The sequence below is a fragment of the Pseudomonas mendocina genome, assembly GCF_900636545.1.
Taxonomy (GTDB): Bacteria; Pseudomonadota; Gammaproteobacteria; order Pseudomonadales; family Pseudomonadaceae; genus Aquipseudomonas; species Aquipseudomonas mendocina.
Window position 1 is genome coordinate 1,853,846 of record NZ_LR134290.1, and the last position, 20,902, is coordinate 1,874,747.

The 20,902-nt window shown below is 62.6% G+C and carries 19 protein-coding genes; 14 read left to right on the plus strand and 5 right to left on the minus strand.

Annotated elements, in window-relative coordinates; genetic code table 11:
* Window positions 1–151 precede the first annotated feature (151 nt).
* From EL191_RS08585 to EL191_RS08600, 4 genes are all read left to right on the plus strand, one after another.
* Window positions 152–754 (plus strand): DUF4823 domain-containing protein, encoded by a 603-nt coding sequence (locus EL191_RS08585; RefSeq protein ID WP_041978058.1) that lies wholly within the window; start codon window positions 152–154, stop codon window positions 752–754.
* Between the two features lie 290 nt (window positions 755–1,044).
* On the plus strand, window positions 1,045–2,409 hold the full coding sequence (locus tag EL191_RS08590) for a tetratricopeptide repeat protein (protein ID WP_052435030.1): 1,365 nt from the start codon (window positions 1,045–1,047) through the stop codon (window positions 2,407–2,409).
* Window positions 2,410–2,520: 111 nt separating this feature from the next.
* Window positions 2,521–3,090, plus strand: coding sequence for a DUF1285 domain-containing protein (locus EL191_RS08595; protein ID WP_041978060.1), 570 nt, complete (start codon window positions 2,521–2,523; stop codon window positions 3,088–3,090).
* Window positions 3,091–3,144: 54 nt separating this feature from the next.
* Window positions 3,145–3,675: a GNAT family N-acetyltransferase gene (locus EL191_RS08600; protein ID WP_041978062.1), complete on the plus strand. Its 531-nt coding sequence runs from the start codon at window positions 3,145–3,147 to the stop codon at window positions 3,673–3,675.
* 12 nt (window positions 3,676–3,687) lie between these two features.
* Here EL191_RS08600 and EL191_RS08605 read toward each other — a convergent pair whose 3' ends face one another.
* A complete protein-coding gene (locus tag EL191_RS08605; RefSeq protein ID WP_041978064.1) occupies window positions 3,688–5,460 on the minus strand; it encodes a S8/S53 family peptidase in 1,773 nt (590 codons plus the stop codon).
* A gap of 168 nt (window positions 5,461–5,628) precedes the next feature.
* Between EL191_RS08605 and EL191_RS08610 the strand changes: the two genes are divergently transcribed.
* Window positions 5,629–6,768 (plus strand): DUF1624 domain-containing protein, encoded by a 1,140-nt coding sequence (locus tag EL191_RS08610; RefSeq protein WP_041978066.1) that lies wholly within the window; start codon window positions 5,629–5,631, stop codon window positions 6,766–6,768.
* Window positions 6,769–6,829: 61 nt separating this feature from the next.
* Here EL191_RS08610 and EL191_RS08615 read toward each other — a convergent pair whose 3' ends face one another.
* On the minus strand, window positions 6,830–8,881 hold the full coding sequence (locus EL191_RS08615) for a TonB-dependent receptor (RefSeq protein ID WP_041978068.1): 2,052 nt from the start codon (window positions 8,879–8,881) through the stop codon (window positions 6,830–6,832).
* A gap of 333 nt (window positions 8,882–9,214) precedes the next feature.
* Between EL191_RS08615 and EL191_RS08620 the strand changes: the two genes are divergently transcribed.
* A complete protein-coding gene (locus tag EL191_RS08620) occupies window positions 9,215–10,879 on the plus strand; it encodes a sensor domain-containing diguanylate cyclase (protein ID WP_041978070.1) in 1,665 nt (554 codons plus the stop codon).
* A 12-nt stretch (window positions 10,880–10,891) separates the two neighbouring features.
* Here the strand turns inward: EL191_RS08620 and EL191_RS08625 are convergent, their stop codons facing one another.
* The 3 genes from EL191_RS08625 to gcvA all read right to left on the minus strand — a co-directional run bounded on the left by EL191_RS08625 (window position 10,892) and on the right by gcvA (window position 13,223).
* Complete coding sequence (locus EL191_RS08625; RefSeq protein WP_013714835.1) at window positions 10,892–11,452, minus strand: type 1 glutamine amidotransferase domain-containing protein; 561 nt, start codon at window positions 11,450–11,452, stop codon at window positions 10,892–10,894.
* Window positions 11,453–11,597: 145 nt separating this feature from the next.
* Window positions 11,598–12,143 carry a hypothetical protein gene (locus EL191_RS08630; protein ID WP_013714836.1) on the minus strand — a complete coding sequence of 182 codons (546 nt, stop codon included), beginning with the start codon at window positions 12,141–12,143 and terminating at the stop codon, window positions 11,598–11,600.
* Between the two features lie 162 nt (window positions 12,144–12,305).
* On the minus strand, window positions 12,306–13,223 hold the full coding sequence (gene gcvA / locus EL191_RS08635; RefSeq protein WP_013714837.1) for a transcriptional regulator GcvA: 918 nt from the start codon (window positions 13,221–13,223) through the stop codon (window positions 12,306–12,308).
* A gap of 197 nt (window positions 13,224–13,420) precedes the next feature.
* Between gcvA and EL191_RS08640 the strand changes: the two genes are divergently transcribed.
* The 8 genes from EL191_RS08640 to EL191_RS08675 all read left to right on the plus strand — a co-directional run bounded on the left by EL191_RS08640 (window position 13,421) and on the right by EL191_RS08675 (window position 20,840).
* Window positions 13,421–14,272 carry a transketolase gene (locus EL191_RS08640; RefSeq protein WP_013714838.1) on the plus strand — a complete coding sequence of 284 codons (852 nt, stop codon included), beginning with the start codon at window positions 13,421–13,423 and terminating at the stop codon, window positions 14,270–14,272.
* Window positions 14,269–15,267: a transketolase family protein gene (locus EL191_RS08645; protein ID WP_041978073.1), complete on the plus strand. Its 999-nt coding sequence runs from the start codon at window positions 14,269–14,271 to the stop codon at window positions 15,265–15,267. Before EL191_RS08640 ends, EL191_RS08645 begins: the two co-directional genes overlap by 4 nt.
* Window positions 15,268–15,332: 65 nt before the next feature.
* Window positions 15,333–16,097: an SDR family NAD(P)-dependent oxidoreductase gene (locus EL191_RS08650; RefSeq protein ID WP_013714840.1), complete on the plus strand. Its 765-nt coding sequence runs from the start codon at window positions 15,333–15,335 to the stop codon at window positions 16,095–16,097.
* Between the two features lie 99 nt (window positions 16,098–16,196).
* Complete coding sequence (locus EL191_RS08655) at window positions 16,197–17,171, plus strand: TRAP transporter substrate-binding protein (protein ID WP_041978075.1); 975 nt, start codon at window positions 16,197–16,199, stop codon at window positions 17,169–17,171.
* Window positions 17,168–17,734 (plus strand): TRAP transporter small permease, encoded by a 567-nt coding sequence (locus EL191_RS08660; RefSeq protein ID WP_174447351.1) that lies wholly within the window; start codon window positions 17,168–17,170, stop codon window positions 17,732–17,734. Before EL191_RS08655 ends, EL191_RS08660 begins: the two co-directional genes overlap by 4 nt.
* Window positions 17,731–18,990, plus strand: a complete 1,260-nt coding sequence (locus EL191_RS08665; RefSeq protein WP_041978078.1) for a TRAP transporter large permease — start codon at window positions 17,731–17,733, stop codon at window positions 18,988–18,990. Before EL191_RS08660 ends, EL191_RS08665 begins: the two co-directional genes overlap by 4 nt.
* Window positions 18,991–19,038: 48 nt before the next feature.
* Window positions 19,039–19,917 carry an NAD(P)-dependent oxidoreductase gene (locus EL191_RS08670; protein ID WP_041978080.1) on the plus strand — a complete coding sequence of 293 codons (879 nt, stop codon included), beginning with the start codon at window positions 19,039–19,041 and terminating at the stop codon, window positions 19,915–19,917.
* A gap of 47 nt (window positions 19,918–19,964) precedes the next feature.
* A complete protein-coding gene (locus EL191_RS08675) occupies window positions 19,965–20,840 on the plus strand; it encodes an AEC family transporter (protein ID WP_041978082.1) in 876 nt (291 codons plus the stop codon).
* Window positions 20,841–20,902: the final 62 nt, after the last annotated feature.

Genomic DNA, 20,902 nt, shown 5'->3' on the forward strand with positions numbered 1-20,902 from the left:
GAGGCTCCGTCAAAAGCGCATCAAAAAAACGTCAAAGACCGCGATCGTTGTAGCGCGTCGGTTGTTGGGGCGTGAGAGCCTATCTGGCGCAAAATCTGCATCTATGCCTCATTCGCCGGTTTTCCGTCACCGGCACGAGGAGGATTCATTCATGCGTAACCTGCTTCTATTGGTGGCGCTGCTGGGGCTGGCTGGCTGCATGAAGGTCAGCGACATGGCCAGTGGCGCCGAATACCACCTGCGCGATGCCGGGTTTCTCGATCATGGCCGCACTGAGCGCATGGCTTCGCGGCGCCTGCAGCAGGACTCCTTCATCTATATCGCTCAAGGGCACTTCGTGCCGCCGGGGCACGGCTATCCGCGGCCCAATGTGGTGGCCGAGGAAGCCTTCAAGGGCTTCGTCGAATACTTCCCGTTGGTGCGTCGTGCGCGGCAGCCGGCCGGCCTGGACGAGGCAATGACCGAAGCGCGTGCGGCAGGTGCGCACTATCTGTTGTACGCCCGCTTCGCCTATAGCGACGACCGCATCGGCACCGTGGAGGAGTGGGAAGATCAGGAAGCCGTGGACCGCCTTGGCACCGATCGCGCCTCGATCCAGCTGATGCTGATCGAGACCAACACCCGTTATCTGGTGGACACGGCGCGCATTCGCAGCCGTGGCGGATTCCTGACGTTCTACGACGCGCAACCGCAGGACCTGATCGGCCCGCCGCTGCATGACTATGCGCGTAGCCTGATGGGCGTGGGGCGCTGAGCAGGCCAAGCGGGTGGCAGGGCATGCGTGCCTGATGCGCCTGAGCTCGCTCGAGCCCTGGTCATCAATGAGGCTCTCTGGAGAGACCTTCCTCTTCGTGGCTTTCGCCGTGAAAAATACGGGTATCATGCCCGGCATCAATGTCAGGGACGACTCGCAATTGGCATGGAAGGTATGCCTGTAGCTGGCTGACTTTTCCTTTGCTGCAATCCCCGCCTGACCCTATGTGGTCGGTGCGTCATGTCTGACATTCGGTTCGCGTATTCCCTCATTTCATCGAGACCGATGCCATGTCACGACTGTTTTTTGCCTTGACCCTGGGCCTGTGCCTGACGCAGGCGGCCCATGCCGACGATCTGGAAGCACTGTTCAATGAGCAGCGCTATGGCGAGTTCCTGCCGAAGGCCGAGAGCGCTGCAGCCACAGGTGATGCGCAGGCCTTGTTCTTGCTCGGCAAGGCCTATCACCTTGGGCAGGGAGTGGAGGAAGACGACTCGCGTGCCAGGAGCTATTACGAGAAGGCCCGCGCCGCCGGTTCGGCGCGAGCCAGCCACAATCTCGGCTCCATACTGATGAGCGAGGAACGGCCCCGCGATGCGATCCCCCTGTTCGAGGAGGCCCTGCAACGCGGCCTGCAGATGCCGACGCTGATCAATCTCGGCAGGGCTTACAGCCCGTCCGATCTCGATTATCAGATCCAGGGTTATGGCGCGATCAAAACAGCGGAGCAGGCGGGGGACTACTTTGCTCAGGCTTATGAACAGGACTCGCACATCGATTCGCTGAAGGAGGCTGCGCGCAATTATCTGCAGGCCTACCTGGCGCTGCGTAACAATTTTCTTGGATCTTCGACAGAAGACGACAGCGCCCGCTTACGGGCCAAGGCCGTGCAATGGCTGGAGAAGGGCATGGCCCGCGATAGCGAGCAGGCATGGACCAACTACGGTGTGCTGCTGCTGGAGGAACAGGATTTCAACGGCGCACGCCAGGCTCTGCAGCAGGGCGCGCAGCGGCAGGTCGCGGCGGCGCACTATCACCTGGCGCGTATGGCCGGCAACGGTTCAGGACTGCCAGCTGCAGATCGGAAGGCAGAGGCGTATCACTACGAGCAAGCGGCTTTGCTGGGGCTGCAGGCGGCTAACCGGCCGGCCATGGAACGCCTGGCGGAACTGCTTCGAGCCGAGACGGATCTGGCCGTGCTCGAAGAAGGCGTAAGTCGGCTGATTGCGTTGCAGGGCGGCGATGGTTCTCGCTCGCGCTCGGTCATGGCCCGCCTGGAGTGGGGACGTTTTCTGCAGAAGCAGCGTGAGCAGGCCAGAACCTTGCCGGACAAGCCGTTGTACCTGCAGGCCTGTGGCCTGGATCTGAACCAGCCGTATGGCAGTTTCTACAATCTCGGTATCAATACCTCATGGCAGTTGCAGGTCTACCGTTCGCTGGAGGAGCCTGAACGTCTTGCCATCGAAGGAGTGGTCGGCCAGGACGGTTGCGTCACGCTCTCCGAACCTTTGCCGGAAGTCGTTCGGGCGAGTCTGAATGAAGGTGCGGTGCTGGCGCTTGCCTTCCCCAACTTCACCTTGCCGTTGGCGCTGAAGGAAGCCGATGACGGCCTGCGCCTGGACATGCAGGCCATGGAGCTGCCGATTCCCCAGTGATAGTCGCTTGGCCTGACTTCCGTCAGCATCTGAAGATGCCGTAAGCGCGATCGCCGCGCCTGGATCGGGTGTATCCTCGTCCGTTCGAATCGAACTGGACGAGGAAAGACCATGAGCGATCCAGGCAAGGCCGGCGACCTGCTGGCGCAGATCCCCAAGGGCGAAGGCAAGGGCTTGCCACCCGTGCACCTGTGGAACCCTGACTTCTGCGGCGATATCGACATGCGTATCGCCCGTGATGGCACCTGGTATTACCAGGGCACGCCCATCGGCCGCAAACCCATGGTGCGGCTGTTTTCCACCATCATTCGCCGCGATGGCGACGACTACTTCCTGATCACGCCGGTGGAGAAAGTCGGTATTCAGGTCGAGGATGCGCCCTTCGTTGCCGTGACCCTGCAGGTCGAAGGCGAGGGGGAGGCGCAGGTGCTGCGTTTCACTACCAACGTCGAAGACGAAGTGGTGGCTGGCAGTGAGCACCCGATTCGCGTGGAGATCGACCCTGTGACATTCGAACCCTCGCCCTACATTCTGGTGCGGCGTAACCTCGAGGCGCTGATCCATCGCAACGTGTTCTACCAGTTGGTAGAGCTGGCGGTGGAACGTGAGATCGACGGAGAACCCTGGCTAGGGGTATGGAGCTGCGGGGAGTTCTATCCCATCGGGCCTTCTCCAACCTGACTCAGGAGAAACACCAGTGCGCAGTGCACGCCACGGCTTTGACAGGAGACGCAAATGGATGAGCATCGCATCGAAACCGAACGCCTGACGCTACGCCCGCCGCAGCCGCAGGATGCCGACGAAGTGCAGCGCCTGGCCGGCGATTTTCGTATCGCCGATGTCACCAGCAGCATTCCCCACCCCTATCCGCCCGAACTGGCGCAGCGGTGGATCGAGCGCTGCGTGCAGGAGTGGGCCAGTGGCGCTGCGGCCAACTTCATCATCACCGAGTCCGGCAGCGGCCTGTTGGTCGGCAGCATTGCGCTGAAGGATATCGGCCGTGGCGAGGCCGAGGTGGGCTACTGGATCGGCGTACCTTACTGGAGTCGTGGCTACGCCAGCGAGGCCTGCAATGCGCTGGTTGATTTCGCCTTCCGCCAGCTACGCTTGCGCCGTCTGCACGCCAGCCATCTGGCTCGCAATCCGCAGTCCGGGCGCGTGCTGTTCAAGGCCGGTTTTCGCCACCTCGGCCTGGGGCGCAGCGCGTGTGGCGCCCAGGGCAAGGTCGAGCCGGTCGAGTTGTACGAGCGCGTTTCCGGCGAGTGATCATCGGGCGCGTCAACGCACCCGGTCACGGCTCTGCACCGCCAGGTCCAGCGCCTTCTGCATATCCAGTCGTGCCGAGCGGCCAACGTCCTTGTCGCTCAGTTCGTAGTTGCGCTCGGATGGCAGGATGGGCGCGGTCAGGTCTTCGGCGTCCATCGGTTCGAAATCGTACTCGCCGCCGATGGTCATGGCGCTACGCCTTAGCAGCATGCGCACCTGTTCCGGTTGCAGATCCGGGTTGATCGATAGCATCGCCGCGACCACGCCGGTCACCAGCGGCGTGGCGTAGGAGGTGCCGCAATGCACGTCGCCGGTGACGTCGACTTCATGGGTCGAGGCCTGGGCACAGGCGGCCGCGGTGATGTCGACGCGCATGTCGACGTTCGACGAGTTACGTTTGACCACGTAGCTCGGGTCATCGATTTCAACTTCGTCCTTCTTGCTGCGCTGGTGCCCACCGACTACCAGCAGTTGTTCGGTGATGAAGGAGGAGGGCAGACGGTACTCGTCTCTGCCTGAGTAGGAGGAACCGTTGCCGGCGGAGTTGATCACCAGCACGTCCGGGTGTTCTTCGCGCAGCCACAGGAAGAATTCCTCCAGCAACTCTTCGTAGCCACTCATGGCGATGCCCGAACGCACCAGCGAGTCGATCTCGTCACCTTCGACGTTGCGCGTACCGACGCGGTGAATACCCCAACTCCAGTTGAGGACGCGCACGCCGTCTTCCACCAGATTGACCGACGCGGCGATATTGGCCGTGATGCCAGCATCCGAATTGCGCTCGACGATGACGTCGAAGCCGTTACTGGCCTTGTCCATCCCGCGCAGGAAACCGGTGTTGCCACCCTTGTCCCAGTGCGCTGCCAGAATGCCGGCCACGGTGCTGCCGTGATTGTCCGGCTTGTCGGCATCGCGCGCATACACGCAGGTACGCGGCTTGCCATCCGGGCAGGCGCCCAGATAGTCGGCAAAATCAGGTGCGTCGAAGTCGACGTTGCGTTCGATCACGCCCACACGGATCCGCTCGGCCTCGATCGGCGAGTCTCCCGCGGGAATGCGCCGTTGGTAGTAGTTCACCGCATCCATGAAGCGATTGGCTGCCCATTCCTCGGAGTTCTTCTCCGGTTTGCGCGCCGGCTTGCGTGCGGCTTCGCTCTCTTCGCCACGTTCGGGCGCGCTTTCCTCCACGACCACCGCGTCGACGCTGGTTTCGTTGCCGATGCGCAGTACCAGCGCATCGCGCTCGGTAAGATCTTTCACCGGCAGGCGCAGTTGATAGACGTTCAAGGGCGGGATGGCACCGACCACTTTGGCGTCGTATTTCTTCGCCAAGCGCCTGGCCTCATCGAGGCCGTCGTGGCTTTCCTCGATCAGCAGGCTGACCAGATCGACGTAGGTGGTCAGGCCGTCCATGTTCTTCGCCACTTCATCCGGGCCGGCCGCGAGCACATGGCTGCGATGCAGGGACAGCCATACCGGGTTGCTCGCGCGCGCGCCGTCTTCCAGCCACAGTGGCGCGCTCCGGTGTTCGTTGCTGTTGAGCTGCAGGCGCAGGGTGTCGCCGCTGCGTTGCACCGCCGCGGCGAGCAGGGTGTCCTCGCCGAGCCGCAGTTTGGGTAGCGCTTCGCCAAGGCCGCGTACCTGCAGGCACCATTCCTGCTTCTCGCCGGCAAGCAGATCGCCACAGCGCTGCAGGCTCTGGATGCGCAAGGCGTCCTGCGCATTGGCAAGCGGGCAGAGCACAGCCATGACGAGAGCGGACAGAACAACGCGGTTGGGCAGCATGAGTGGGGCCTTCGTGGCGAGTGTTGTGCTTTTCCGACTTTGTTTGGCTGGCTTCGTTCAGCTCGGTTTTGCGCTGGCGGTCGCTATGAATCCATGTGGCAGGCGCACGGTCATGTGTGTTTTTGGTTATAGTATTACGTTTCAATAACCTCCCTCTCGAAGCCTTACATGCCCTCCAATCGTCTGCTTTCGATCGATGCCCTGCGCGGCTTGGTCATTCTCTTCATGCTGCTCGATCACGTTCGCGAAACCTTCTACCTGCATCAGCAGGTCGGCGACCCCATGGACGTGACGGCCACGGAGCCGGCGCTGTTCTTCAGCCGCACCCTGGCGCATCTGTGCGCGCCGGTGTTCATCCTGCTCACCGGGCTTTCGGCCTTTCTCTACGGGGAAAAGCAGATGAGCCGCGCGGCCACCAGCGCCTTTCTGTTCAAGCGCGGGCTGTTTCTCGTGCTGCTGGAATTCACCCTGGTCAACTTCGCCTGGACCTTCCAGTTCCCGCCCACGGTGATCTACCTGCAGGTGATCTGGGCCATTGGCCTGAGCATGCTGGCGCTGTCGCTGCTGCTATGGCTGCCGCGTGCCTGGCTGGCCGTGCTGGGCCTGACGCTGGTGGCTGGGCACAACCTGCTCGACGGGCTGCACTTCGGTGTGGAGTCGGCCATGCACATACCCTGGGCGGTGCTGCATGATCGTGGCTGGCTCGAATTTTCCGACTCGCTGCGCCTGCGTACTTCCTACCCGGTGCTGCCGTGGATCGGTGTGATTGCGCTGGGCTACGTGATCGGCCCCTGGTTCCGCAGCTCGCGCGACCCTCGGCAGCGTCTGCAATGGCTGCAGCTGTCCGGGCTCGGCGCGCTGGCGTTGTTCGTGGTACTGCGCCTGGTCAACGGCTATGGCGAGAAACCCTGGACGGTCGGGGCGAGCGGGCTGCAGACACTGATGAGCCTGCTCAACATCACCAAATATCCGCCGTCGCTGTTGTTCCTGGCGCTGACGCTGGGCGTCGGCCTGCTATTGCTGGCTGCTTTCGAGCGCCGCAATGAGGGGCGAATGGTGTGCACGCTGGCGGTGTTCGGCAGTGCGCCGATGTTCTTCTATCTGTTGCACCTGTATGTGCTGAAGCTGCTCTACATCGCCGCGTTCGCCATCTGGGGCGCAAACCAGGGGCATTATTTCGGCTTCGCCTCGATGGTCTGGGTCTGGGCCGCGACAGTGGTGCTGGCCGTGTTGCTGTTCCCGCCAACGCAATGGTTCGCGAGGCTCAAGGCGCAGCGTCGCGACATTCGCTGGCTGAAGTACTTCTGATCAGCAAATAGAAAAGGCCAGGGTTCCCTGGCCTTTTCATTCGAGCTGCTGGTGCGTGTTGCTATAGCTTCATGTTCACCGACAGATAGGCCGAGCGGCCCGGTGCTGGGGAGAACATCGGCTGGTCGTCACCGCCCCAGAAGAAGTTGTCGAACCACACGTACTCATACTCGCGATCGGTCAGGTTCTTCAGCTGCAGGTCGAGGCTGGTCGTTGCGGAGACCTGATAGCGTACGTTGGCATCAAGCACCGCGAAGCCGCCGTACTTGCCCTGTTCGTTGAGCGTGTCGATGTAGTAGTCGCCCTGGGCGCGGGCTTGCAGGCCGAATCGCCAGGCGTCGTTTAACTGGTAATCGACGCCGGCATTGCTGATGTAGCGCGGGGTGGAGATCACTTCGTTACCTGCCAGGGAGCGACCACCGTCGGTGAAGGCGCTGCGTACCTTGGCTTGCTGGATGGCGTGCGAGCCCCATACCGTCCATTGCGGGTTGAGTTGCGCGGTAATCTGCATGTCGACACCGCGGCGGCGGGTTTCGCCGAGGCCGACCGTGGTACCGGTCGCGGGCATGTTGGACACCTCGTCGGTGGCGTCCTGCTGCCATACGGCGATACGCGCCTCGGAGCCGGCGAAGGGCTTGAACTTCACGCCCACTTCCTTGCCGGTGTTGATCGAGGGCTTGTACGCAGCCTGGCCGGTGGTCACGTATGCCGGGCCTTCCGAACCGGTGAGAATCTGGAAGGTACGGCCCCAGTTGGCATATACGTTCGTGTCCGGGGTGATGCTGTACACCACGCTGAGCTTGGGTTGCTCGATCCAGCCGTAGTCCTGCAGCTTGGCTTTCTCACCGCTCATCAACTCGGTGTTGCCGGAAAACTTGTCCACCCGGTAGGCCGGGATGATCTTCAGTTTTTCGATGGGCTGAATGATCGCCTGAGCGTAGGCGCCGGTGTTGTACAGCGTGTAGCTGTCGTCGTTCTGCGTACGTGCCGGCGGCGCGTCGAAGTCGGTGGGGATGCCGAAGTTGTAGCGATAGCGGCGGTATTCGTTGTTCTGCTGCTCGTAGTTGACGCCACCATCGAGGGTGAGCATCTCGTGGGCGCGCCAGGTCAGGTTGCTCAGCACGCCGGTCTGCCGTTCCTGCCACTGGCGGCGCTGGCGTGGGGCGTTGCCGACCGGGTAGTCGGTGAAGGTCACGGTGCGGTCATCGTCGTAGCTGTTGTAGTACAGCTTGTTGCTCAGGCTCAGGTCGTCGCTGAGCTGGAAATCGGCATGCCCGCTGAGGTGCTTCATGTCGCGGTCGTCGCCGTCGTTGGCGTTCTTCGCCGGCGACTGCGTGCGGCTGGCGGCCAGTTGCCGTGCGGTGAGAAAGCCCGGTTCCTCGGCTTCGTGATGATAGAGGCGGGCGACCACGCCGAGCTTCATGGTCTGCTCGTCATCGGTGACGAACCACTTGCCGCCCAGTGAGTATTTGTTGGAGTCGCTGTGGTCACGGAAGCCGTCGGAGTCCTGCTTGGCCAGGAAGTAGTTCTGCGCGAAATTGCCTTCCTCGTGGCCCACCGCCAGCTGGAATTCGCGGGTGTTGAAGCTGCCGTAGGTCAGGCGGCCATCGGTGTAGTTGCCGCCCTGGCGGGTGACGAAGTTGATGTTGCCGCCGATGTTGTGCAGGCCGTAGCGCGGATCGTTGGTGCCGCGCACCACTTCGATGTAGTCCAGATCCAGCGGGAAGACCATGTCGATGAAGCGTTGGTTGCCGCTGTTGACGTTGCTCGGCACGCCGTCGATCAGCGTCTTGATGCCATTGATGTAACCCTCGCCATTGAAGGCGCGGAAGGTCACCTTGCCCGATTCGGCGCCCATGCGCGTCTCGGTCAGCTGAATGCCGGGCATTTGGCCCACCAGTTCCCAACTGTTCATCACGGTTTTGTCCTCGATCTTGTCGCTGCCCATGATGTCGACCGACGTCAGGATGCTGTCGGTGCGCAGTGTGCCCGTGGCGTCTGGGGTGACGTAGAGCGAGCCGAGCGAGACGGTGGAGTTGCCGGGCGAGGCTGCATGGATCTGAGATGTGACCAGTGCGGTCATGACGGCGAGGGAGGCCGAAGTGGCTTTCATGAGGGGTCCTAGCGTTGCGTTTTCTAAGTGTTGGGAGGTCGTTGCGTTGTCTCGCAGCTGGTGCTCCAGAGCGCGCGAGTTGCTGTGTTGTATCGGGGCATCGCGGAAAGGTGCTGGTAAAGATGTTATATCATAACAATTTTCTTGTGCTCGACCAGCCGTTGATGGTTGCTTGATGACGGCGAGAAGTTCTAGCTAGAGCGGTTGGCTGTGCAACAGCCGGCGCAATGGCCTATCAACGTGGGTTGCAGCGGCATGAACGATTAGACGACAGCCTGCTAATGGCGTATCAATATCAGGCGTCTTTCGCGTTTCCATCCAGGCAGAATCACTATGCAGTCCCTGTGTTCGGTCACCGCGCCTGGCAGCGCCAATGATGAGCGGCTCGATGGGTTGGTACGCCTGCTTGGCCGGCACTTCGGTGCGGTCGCCGTACTGATTTCTGGCAGTGCAGGTTCACGGCACATCTGGGCCAGCCACGAGCTGAGCGATGTACAATTGACGAAGATCGACGATGCCTGCGCCACTACGCTGGCCTGGCCGCTGCCGACGTACGAGGGTGAGGCGCTCGGTACCTTGTATTTGCTGTGCGAGCAGCCGCGTGAGCTCGATGCCGAAGCACACGAAGCGCTACAGGATTTTGCCAACCTCGCTCACGACCTGTTGGCGCGTGAGGCGGATGATGCCCGGCAACGTCATGAAATTGCCGCCCTGCAGGGTAGCGAACGGCGCATGGCGCTGGCCATCGCCGGCAGTGGCACCGGTATCTGGGACCGTAACGTGGTCACCGGTGAGATTCATTACTCAAGCAGCTGGAAGGCGCTGCTCGGTTACGCCGAGCACGAAATCGGCAATCGCATTGAAGAGAGCTACACCCGCGTGCATCCGGCCGATCTCGATTATGTGCGCGCCACCATTCAGGCGCATCTGGACCAGCGCACCGCGGCCTATGAAGTCGAGCATCGCCTGCGCTGCCGCGATGGCCAGTACAAATGGGTGTGTAGCCGTGGCAAGGTGGTCGAGCGCGACATACACGGCAAGCCGCTGCGCATGGTTGGCACCACCACCGACATCACCGCCATGCGCCGACTATCGGAACAGGTGCAGCAGGCGGCGGCCCTGATGACCGACCTGACCAACGAAATTCCCGGCATGGTCTTCCAGTTCCGTCGGCGAGCCGATGGCGAGTTGGCCTTCACCTATGTCAGTGCTGGCGCGCAAGCCATCTGTGGCCTGAGTGCGGCGCACCTGATGCAGGATGCACAGGCGCTGGCAGCCATCGTTCACCCGGACGACCGCATGGCCTTCATCGACTCGTTCGAGCTCTCTGCCGAGGAACTGACGCCCTGGCATCTGGCGTTTCGTGTTCAGGTACCGGGGCGCGAGATTGCCTGGTGCCAGGGGGAAGCCCGCCCGCGCCGCGAAGAAGACGGCAGCGTGATCTGGCACGGTTTCATGACCGACGTGACCGAGCGCAAACAGATCGAGGCCGAGCTGCAGGCATTCGCCACCACCGACTTCCTCACTCAGCTCGCCAACCGCCGGCACTTCATGCATCGGCTCGAAGCCGAGCTGGCACGTCTGCAGCGCAGCCCGGAGCAGAGCGCGGCGATCCTGATGTTCGACCTCGATTACTTCAAGGCCATCAATGACCGCTGGGGCCATAACGTTGGCGATCAGGCTCTGCGCCACTTCGCCGCAATCCTCAGCAGCCAGCTGCGCAGGACCGACACCGCCGGGCGCCTGGGCGGCGAGGAGTTCGCCGTGGTACTCAGCGAGGCGAGCCTGGACAAGGCCATGCACTTCGCCGCGCGCATCCAGAATGAGCTGGCAAGTACGCCCATCCAACACGCGGGAGAGCAGATCTACCTGGCCGTCAGCGTTGGCATCTCCTCGCTCAATGCTGGCGATGCCAGCGTCGAGGCGGCCCTGTCACGCAGCGATATCGCCCTTTACTGCGCCAAGCGCGGTGGGCGAAATCGCATCGAGCAGCACTGATGGAAATCTCGCTCAAGCAGCCCGCAACGCCTGGCTGATCGCATCATTGAAGGCGGGAATGTCGTCCGGGTTGCGTGAGGTGATCAACGTCCAGTTCTGCCCCGGACACACTTGCACCTCGGCGTCTACCCAGCTCGCACCGGCGTTGGCCAGATCCAGGCGCACGCTGGAGTAGGACGTCATCACCTTGCCCGGCACCACGCCTGCATCGATCAGCAGCCAGGGGCCGTGGCAGATCGCCGCGACCGTCTTGCCGGCATCACGAAACTCCTGCACCAGGCGCTGCGCGTCTTCGTCCTGGCGCAGGGTATCGGCATTCACCGTGCCGCCAGGAATCACCAGCAGCTCGTAGTCCGCAGCGCTCAGCCCCTTGAGCTGAGTGTCGGACTGCACGCTGACGTCCTTCTCGCTGTCCTTCAGCCACGTCTCGGCCTCGCCGCCCTTGACGCTGGCATGGGTGACGCTCGCGCCCTGATCCTTCAGTGCCTGCATCGGCTTGAGCAACTCGTCGCGCTCGATGCCCGTGTTGGCGGTGATGAACAGCACCTTCTTGCCTTGCAGATTCGAACTCATGATCGATACCTCCGCTGATGCGCCGCACGGCGCGGTGAGTGGTCGCGTTGGTGAACGCGGCATGTATCAGGATTGAAAGGTGCAAGAAGCAGAAGTTCGACTTGATTGGCGGGTGGTGGCTGCCATCAGGCTCGTTTGCGGCGGTTCACAGATTCGCCGATGGCAACTGCAACCAGATCGAAAACACGCCCAGCACGCTCCAGAAAACGATGAACAGCCAGGGCGAGCGCAGGAAGAACAGCAGCGACTTGTAGGTGCTCTCCCGGCTGGCCTCCTTCTCGCTGAACAACGGTGAGTCGTCGTAGGCATGGCCGAATTCGGGATCGCTGCGCAGCAACTGTTCCTGCTTGTAGTGCCAGTGCTCGATGATCGTCGCGGAGGCCCTGATTCCCGGCCAGGCGTGCAGTGAGCTGATGATACCCAGCAGCGTGAACAGCGCCGGAACCACCAAGGTGAATACCGCTCCCCAGTTTTCGTTCAGGTTGGCCATGGACGATGCATAGGCGATCACCAGAAACGACTGCGCCGTCAGATAGGAATTGGTGCGCCCCGCCAGCAGGCTGGTTTCGTACTGAATTTCCCGCCGATAGAAATCGAGGCGCTCCTTCGGCGTGCCGAAAATCATCAACTCCGCCTGCTTCTCTCGCTGGGTGTCATGCGTTTCGGTGGTAATGATTCGCGAGGTCTTCATCGGTGTCGCTCGGCTAACGGTCTGGAGAGATGCAGGCGGGGAATGAGGATTTAGACTGCGTGCGTCTCAGTTATTCAGAGTTTTTTGTCCAGACGATGCCGGCCGCCGGCTGAGCCAGGCACAGGCGGCCGGAGCCAAGGCGAGTAGCGTTTATCCGCTTGCTCAGGCGTGACGATTTGGCTGGGGACGACCTTCCAGTTCGCTGAAGAGCCAGTCCTGGAAACTGCGGATCTTGGGAAGCTCCGCTCGCGATCTCAGAAGGTTGAACGTATAACCCTGGACCTTGGGGCCCGTCATGCCGAGAGGGGCGACCAGGCGCCCGCTATCGAGTTCTCGCTGCACCAGCAGCAGGCTTTCCAGGCAAATTCCCTGACCATCCACCGCAGCACTGATCGCCATGAACGAGCGATCGAAACGTGGCCCACGAGAGATGTCCAGAGGGACCTTGCGGTGTTGGCGCATCCAGTCGCGCCAGCTGATCAGGCACACTTCGCTGTGAATCAAAGTGTGATGACGCAGATCTTCCGGCGCGCGGATTGCGTGTGCGCCGTTCGCAAGTGATGGCGCACAGAGCGGCACGATGGTTTCTGCAGGGAAGGGCAGCACCATGGTGCCGGCGGGTTGCAGCCGTTTCATGCCATAGCGGATATCGATGTCCACGCCCTGGGTCAGCAGGTCTGCAGGTGCGGGATACGAAGCATTCAGCCGCACGTCGATGTCCGGTTCCAACGCGCTGAAACGGGCCAGGCGCGGCATCAGCCACTGCGTGGCGAAACTGGGTGTGGAGTGCACGGTGAGGATGTCGCTTTTTGCGGTGCGCCCCAGCTCACGGGTGGCGATGTCGATCCTGGCAAAGGCCGCCGAGACCTCTTCCGCATACACACGGCCGGCATCGGTCAATACCACCGCGCGGTGAACGCGGTGGAACAGGCGCACACCAAATTGCTCTTCGAGCAGCTTGATCTGGTGGCTGACAGCCGAGGGGGTAACGAACAGCTCCTCCGCCGCGAGTGCGAATGACGACAGTCTCGCGGCTGCTTCGAATGCCTGAATGGCTTTGAGGGAAACCCGGTTTTGCATGGCGTTTTCACATGAGCTCAGTTCACCTATCTGCCTTAACTATTCGTTTGAGCTCAAAAAATCAAGGGAATACGCTTTATCTCACTCGCCAAGCGTGCTGATTCAGCGCCCCCTGGCAAGCCTGGAGAGGCTCTCTCCAACCGAGACATATGAGGCTCCGGCAGCATCCAGTGTCGGGCCATAGCAAGGAGAACCGCGTGCAGAACAATAATTCTTCCGTCCACGCCAAGGTTGCCGAAGGCGCCTACCGCATCCGCCGCTTCGCGCTGCAGATGGGCGAGGTCCAAGGCCAAGGCTATGTCGGTCAGGCGCTGGGTTACGCCGACGTGCTGGCGACCGCCTATTGCCATGCGCTGAATCTGCGTCCAGAAGACCCAAGCTGGGAGGGCCGCGACCGCTTTCTGCTGTCCCACGGCCATTACGCCATCGCGTTCTACGCGGCGCTGATCGAGGCGAAGATCATTCCCGAGGACGAACTGGAAACCTACGGCAGCGATGACAGCCGCCTGCCCATGTCCGGCATGGCGACCTATACCCCGGGCATGGAAATGTCGGGTGGCTCGCTCGGCCAGGGCCTGCCGATTGCCGTGGGCATGGCGCTCGGTCTGCGTCTTAAGGGCAACCCGGCTTTCGTCTACAACTCGATGTCCGATGGCGAACTCGACGAAGGCTCGACCTGGGAAGCCGCCATGAGCGCGGCTCACCACGGCCTGGGCAACCTGATTTGCCTGGTGGACATCAACAACCAGCAAGCCGATGGCCCTTCGACCAAGGTGCTGGGCTTCGAGCCGCTCGCCGACAAGTGGGCCGCGTTCGGCTGGCATGTTCAGCGTGTTGATGGCAATGACCTCGCCGCGGTCATCGAGGCCTTCGACACTGCGCGCAACCTCACCGAAGCCAAGCCGCGCGTGATCCTCTGCGACACCCTGATGGGCAAGGGCGTGCCATTCCTCGAAACCCGCGAGAAGAACCACTTCATTCGCGTCGACCAGGCCGAGTGGCAGCAAGCCCTCGATATTCTCGACCAAGCCCAGGGAGCCGCCCGATGAGCAGCACCGCCAAGAAACCACGCCTGACCACCTCGGCGATGATCGCCTCGATTGCCTCCGAAGGGCAGCGCGTACAGTCGGCCCCATTCGGCAAGGCCCTGGTCGAACTGGCCGCCAACCGCCCGGAGATCGTCGGCCTGACCGCCGACCTGGCCAAGTACACCGATCTGCACCTGTTCGCGCAGGCCTACCCGGATCGCTTCTTTCAAATGGGCATGGCCGAGCAACTGCTGATGGCTGCTGCCGGCGGCATGGCCAAGGAAGGCTTCGTGCCGTTCGCCACCACCTACGCGGTGTTCGCTACGCGGCGAGCCTTCGACTTCGTGCATCAGGTGATCGCCGAGGAAAATCTCAATGTGAAGCTGTGCTGCGCCTTGCCCGGCCTTACCACCGGCTACGGCCCCAGCCACCAGGCCACCGAGGACATCGCGCTGATGCGTGGCATCCCCGGCATGACCATCGTCGACCCCTGTGATGCGCTCGATACCGAGCAGGCCGTGCCGCAGATCGCTGCGCACAACGGCCCGGTTTATATGCGCCTGCTGCGCGGCAACGTGCCGCTGGTACTCGACGAGTACGGCTACAGCTTCGAACTGGGCAAGGCCAAGATGCTGCGTGATGGCCGCGACGTGCTGGTGATCTCGTCCGGCATCCTGACCATGCGCGCGCTGGAAGTGGCCAAGGCGCTGGAGGCGGACCGGATCGACGTCGGCGTGTTGCACGTGCCCACCATCAAGCCGCTCGACGTGGCGACCATCCTGCGTGAAGCCGGAAAGGCCGGGCGCCTCGTGGTCGTGGCGGAGAACCACAGCTCGGTCGGCGGGCTTGGCGAAGCCGTGGCCACCGCGCTGCTGACTGCCGGGGTGACTCCGCAATTTCGCCAGATCGCGCTGCCCGATGCCTTCCTGGACGCCGGTGCGCTGCCAACGCTGCATGACCGTTACGGTATTTCCACCGAGGCGATGTCGGCCACCATCAAGGGTTGGCTCGGCTGAACTTGGCGCGACCTCGACCCTGTATCCACGCGCCGCCCGACGGCGCAACTGCAAGGAATCCATACATGAACAACGCTCTTCTGCTCGACGGCAAGGTAGCCATGATTTCGGGCGCGGCCTCGGCGCGCGGCATCGGCCTGGCTACTGCTCGCCTGTTCGCCAGCCATGGCGCCACGGTGGCCATTCTCGATCTCGATGAGGGGGCTGCCATCGAAGCGGCGGCTGCCATCGGCCCGCAGCATCGCGGCTATGCCTGCAACGTGGCCGACAAGGACGCCTGCCTGCAGGCCACCGAGCGTGCCATCGCCGACTTCGGTCGCATCGACGTGCTGATCAACAATGCCGGCATTACCCAGCCGGTGAAGACCCTGGAAATCGACCCGGCAAGCTGGGATCGCATCCTCGACGTCAACCTGCGCGGCGTGTTGTACCTGTCCCAGGCCGTCATTCCACACATGCAGGCCCAGGGCAGCGGTTCCATCGCCTGCATGTCGTCGGTGTCGGCCCAGCGTGGCGGCGGCATCCTCGGCGGCCCGCACTACTCGGCAGCGAAGGCCGGTGTGCTGGGGCTGGCCAAGGCCATGGCGCGCGAATTCGGGCCGAGCAACATCCGCGTCAATTGCGTCACCCCCGGCCTGATCCAGACCGACATCAGCGCCGGCAAGCTCAGCGATCAACAGAAGGCCGAGATTGCCGCCAGCATCCCGCTCAATCGCCTGGGCAACGCCGAGGAAGTCGCTGGTGCCTATCTGTTCCTGGCTTCGAATCTGTCGGCCTACATCACCGGTGCGGTGATCGACGTCAACGGTGGCATGCTCATCCACGGTTGAGTAATACCCGGTGCAGGTGAGGGCTCTGCCGCTCGCACCTGCAACCTGCAGCAAGCAAGACATGCAGACAACATCAATAAAAAAAGCAAGGTGAAGCTCATGAAAAAGACACTGATCGCACTCACCGCGACCTTGGCACTGGCTACTGCCTCCACCAGTTGGGCGCAACAGGTACTGCGCCTCTCCCACAACGCCGCGCCGGGTAACCCGAAGGCGGTGGCGTCCCTGAAGTTCGCGGAACTGGTCGAGCAAAAGACCGAAGGTCGGGTGAAGGTCGAGGTGGGTGGCAGCGCCCAGTTCGGCGACGACGTCGAATCGCTGACCAACATGCGCCTGGGCACGCTGGCGTTCAGCACCAACTCCCAGGGCAGCACCGCCGGCGTGGTACCGGAATTCAACCTGGTCGGCCTGCCGTTCCTGTTCCGTGATCTCGAACACGCCTACAAGGTGGTCGATGGCCCGGTCGGCGCCAAGCTCGACGAGGCAGCCAACAAGAAGGGGCTGGTGGTGCTGGCGCTGTGGGACAACGGCATTCGCCACACCAGCAACAATAAACGTCCGATCTTGAAGACTGAAGACCTGCAGGGAATCAAGGTGCGTACGCCGCCGGATGCCATGACCCTGGACATCTTCAAGGCGCTTGGCGCCAACCCCGGTCCGCTGGCGTTCTCCGAGTTGTACATCGCCTTGCAACAAGGGGTGTTCGACGGCCAGGAAAACCCGCTGATGAACGTCTATTCCTCGAAACTCTACGAGGTGCAGAAGTACATCTCCTTGACCGGGCATAAATACGAGACCACGCCGTTGCTGGCCAGCAAGATGATCTGGGCCTCGCTGTCCAAGGCCGACCAGCAGGCGATCAAGGAGGCCGCTGCAGAGGCCGGCAAGCTCAACCGCGAGATGTCCCTGGCTGCCGATATCGAGTTGCGCACCAAGCTCACCGAAGCCGGCGTCGAGATCAACGAAATCGACCAGGCCGAGTTCGCCGCCAAGACCAAGCCGGTCTATGACAAGTGGTCGAAGCAGTACCCCGAACTGGTCGAGCTGATCGTCACGGAGGCGGGCAAGCAATGATGGCCGCTCAAAACCCCGGCAAGGAAACGGCGCAGGCCGGTGCTCTGACGCAGGTGGTGAAGTGGGTGGACAGCGCAATCGTGGCCGCCAGCGTGGCGGTCGTGATTGCGGCACTGGTGGCCATGTTCGTAGCGCTGATGGCCGAGGTAGTCGTGCGCTACCTAACCAATCAGGGCATGGGCTGGCCTACCGAGATACCCAATATCCTGTTTCCCTGGCTGGTCATGGGCGGCATCGTGCTGGCTGCCCAGCGTGGTCAGCACATCGCCGTCACTGCCATCCAGGGCTGGTTGGGGCGCGGTGGCAACCGGCTGTTGCTGATCGGCCATCAACTGCTGATCACCGCCACCTTCTTCTACCTGGCCTGGGTCGGTCTCGACGTGATCGAGATCACCGGCGGCGAGATCTACCCCGTCACCGGAATTTCGGCGAGATGGGCTTATCTGGCCATGATCACCGGGTTCGTCGGCCTTGGCCTGACCGCGTTGACCACGCTGGTTCATCTGCTGCAAGCCGGCGATCCGCTCGCCGTCCGTGCTCATAACATCGAGGACGACCTATGACCCTCATGATGCTTCTGGTCTTCGCCGTGTTGCTGGCACTGGCAGTACCGGTCGGTTATGCACTGCTGATCAGCTCGGGGCTGGCGGCTGTCGCCGTTGGCGGCATCCCCAGCGTGGCGGCGATCGTGAAGATCTTTCAGCCCACGCAGAGCTTCCCGCTGCTGGCCATCCCGTTCTTCATGCTATCCGGCAGCCTGATGATGGGCGGCACGCTGGGCAAGCGCCTGATCGACTTCGCCACCATGCTGGTCGGCCGCTTCCATGGTGGGCTTGGCCAGGTCACGGTGGTCGGCTCGACCGTGTTCGGCGGGGTATCCGGTTCGGCCGTGGCGGAGGCCTCGGCGCTTGGCTCGATGCTGATTCCCTGGCAGAAGCGCGAGGGCTATCCGGGCGCCTTCGCCGCTGCCGCAACCGCGTCGTCGGCGACCATCGCCGGGCTGATTCCGCCGTCGATTCCGTTGATTCTCTACGCCGCCGTATCCAACCAGTCGATTGCTGCGCTGTTTCTCGCCGGCCTGGTACCGGGGCTGTTGCTGTGCGTCGGCTTCATGCTGACCTGCTACCTGTCAGGCCGTCTGCGTGGCTTCAAGCGCCTGGCCAGTGAGATCACCTTCAAGGGTGTGCTGCGCGTGACGATCGCTGCTGCACCGGCGCTGGCGATGCCGGCCTTCATCGTGGTGTTGCTGCGTGCTGGTATCGCCACGCCGACCGAGGTCAGCGTGCTGGCGGTGTTCTACGGCTTGATGGTGAGCATGCTGGTCTATCGCGACCTGACTCTGCGCCGGCTCTACGACGCTTTGGTACACACCGCGATCACCACCGGTGTGGTGATGCTGGTGATCGCCGCCTCGAACCTAGTGGGTTATGTGCTGACTGTCGAGTCGGTGCCAACCGCCGTGGCCGAGTGGACCGCACGAACCCTGAGTTCGCCGTGGATGGTCATCCTCATGCTCAACCTGATCATGGTGGTGGTAGGCATGTTCCTCGACCTGCCGGCGGCGATCCTGCTGCTGGGGCCGACCTTCGTCGCCATCGGCAACGCCATCGGTCTCGACCTGACCCAGCTCGGCATCATGATGGTGGTCAACCTGAGCATCGGCCTGTTTACCCCGCCGGTGGGCACCACGCTGTTCATCGCCTCGGCGATTTCCCGCGAGAAGGTTGGGGCCGTGGTGCGCGAGCTGTGGCCGTTCTACCTGGTGGCGATCATCGTGCTCGGCCTGGTCTCGTTCGTGCCGGCTTTGACCCTCTATTGATCGATGCGCCACGGTTCATGCCCGGGGCGCGCTCTGCAAGGAGTTTCCATGACTACGATTGCATTTGCCGGGCTTGGCTCGATGGGGCTGCCCATGGCCAAGAACCTGCTCGCCGCCGGCCACGTTGTGCGCGGTATCGACCTTAACCCTGTGGCACTCGCCACGCTTGCCGAGGCTGGCGGGCAGCCAGCCGACGCCGTCTCTGCTGCCAGCGGTGCCGATGTGCTGATCCTGATGGTGGTCAATGCTGCCCAGGCCGAGCAGGTGTTGTTCGACAACGGCGCACTGGAGGCACTGGCCGAGCATGGCATCGTCTGCCTGATGGCGACCTGTCCACCGGCTGCCGTCGAGCGCATCGCCGCGCGGGTGAGGGCAGCGAGACGCCGCTTCGTCGATGCCCCGGTCTCGGGCGGCACCGCAGGCGCCATCGCCGGCTCGCTGACCATCATGGCGGCCTGTGAACGCGACACCTTCGAGGTGGTGCAGCCGGTGTTCGAGGGCATTGGCCAGCGCATCTTCCATGTCGGTGAGCGAGCCGGGCAGGGCGCCACGGTCAAGGCCGTCAACCAGTTGCTGTGCGGCGTGCATATCGCCGTGGTAGCCGAAGCCTTCGCGCTGGCGGCCAAGGTCGGGGTCGAGCTGCCGGTACTGCTGGAAATCATGGGCGGCTCGGCGGCCTCGAGCTGGATGCTCAAGGATCGCGGCCCGCGCATGTTGCAGGCCGAGCCTGAGGTCAGCAGCGCGGTGGACATCTTCGTCAAGGACCTGGGCATCGTCCTCGAAGCCGGGCGCGACGCGCAGGCTGCGTTGCCGATTGCCGCCGTGGCGCACCAACTGTTCCTCGCTACCTCCGGGCGCGGTGAGGGGCGGGTGGACGACAGCCAGGTGATCCGCAGCTATTACGCCCTCAACGGTACACCGACGTAAGGCTGAGTCGCCCAGCCCCTCTAATCGCCAGCGGCTAAGGTTGTCCCATGCTCGTGCAGATCGTGAGCATCGTTTTCCCTGTGTTCACGGTCATAGCGGTGGGCTACCTGTATGGTCGCAAGCATCGCCCGGACATGATCGCCACCAACCAGGTCAACATGGGCATCTTCTTGCCCGCGCTGATCTTTTCTGCGCTGGCGGGCAAGAGTGTCGACTTGGCCGAGGTGCAGATGACCGCGCTCGGTGGCCTGGTCATCGTGCTCGGCTCCGGCCTGCTTGGCTGGCCTATCGCCCGTCGGCTGGGCTATGCACCGAAAACCCTGCTGCCGCCGATGATGTTCAAGAACGCCGGCAACATGGGGTTGCCACTGCTGCTGTTCGCCTTCGGCGAGCAGGTTCTACCGGCAGCGGTGGTGCTGTTTCTGGTGGAAAACGTCCTGCATTTCGCCATCGCCACCTGGTGGCTGGGGCGCAACGCCAGGGTGTGGGGGCTGCTTCGCGAGCCGGTAATCATCGCCGGAGTGGCCGGCGTGCTGGTAAGCATGTCGGGCATCGCCATGTGGCCGCCTTTTCTCTCCGCCATCAAGATCATCGCCGACGTATCCACGGGCTTGATGCTGTTTTCCCTTGGCGTACGCCTGAACACCGCGCCCTTCGCGCAGTGGCGCATCGGCACGGTCGGTGCCGTGGCGACACCGCTGACCGGCATGCTGATCGCCTACCTGTTCTGCCTGGCGTTTGGCCTGTCGGATCGCGAAACGGACATCCTACTGATCTTCGGCGCGCTGCCGCCAGCGGTGCTCAATTTCATGTTCGCCGAGCGCTATGCCCAGGAGCCAGAGAAGGTCGCGTCGATCGTGATCCTGGGCAATCTGATTGCGCTGTTTTCCATCTCGTTGGCGCTGGCCTTGCGGCTGGCGTAGAGGGACTAGTGAATACCCTCCGCGCTGTCTCGGGGTGCCAGGGCCAACTAGAGGTTCCCATT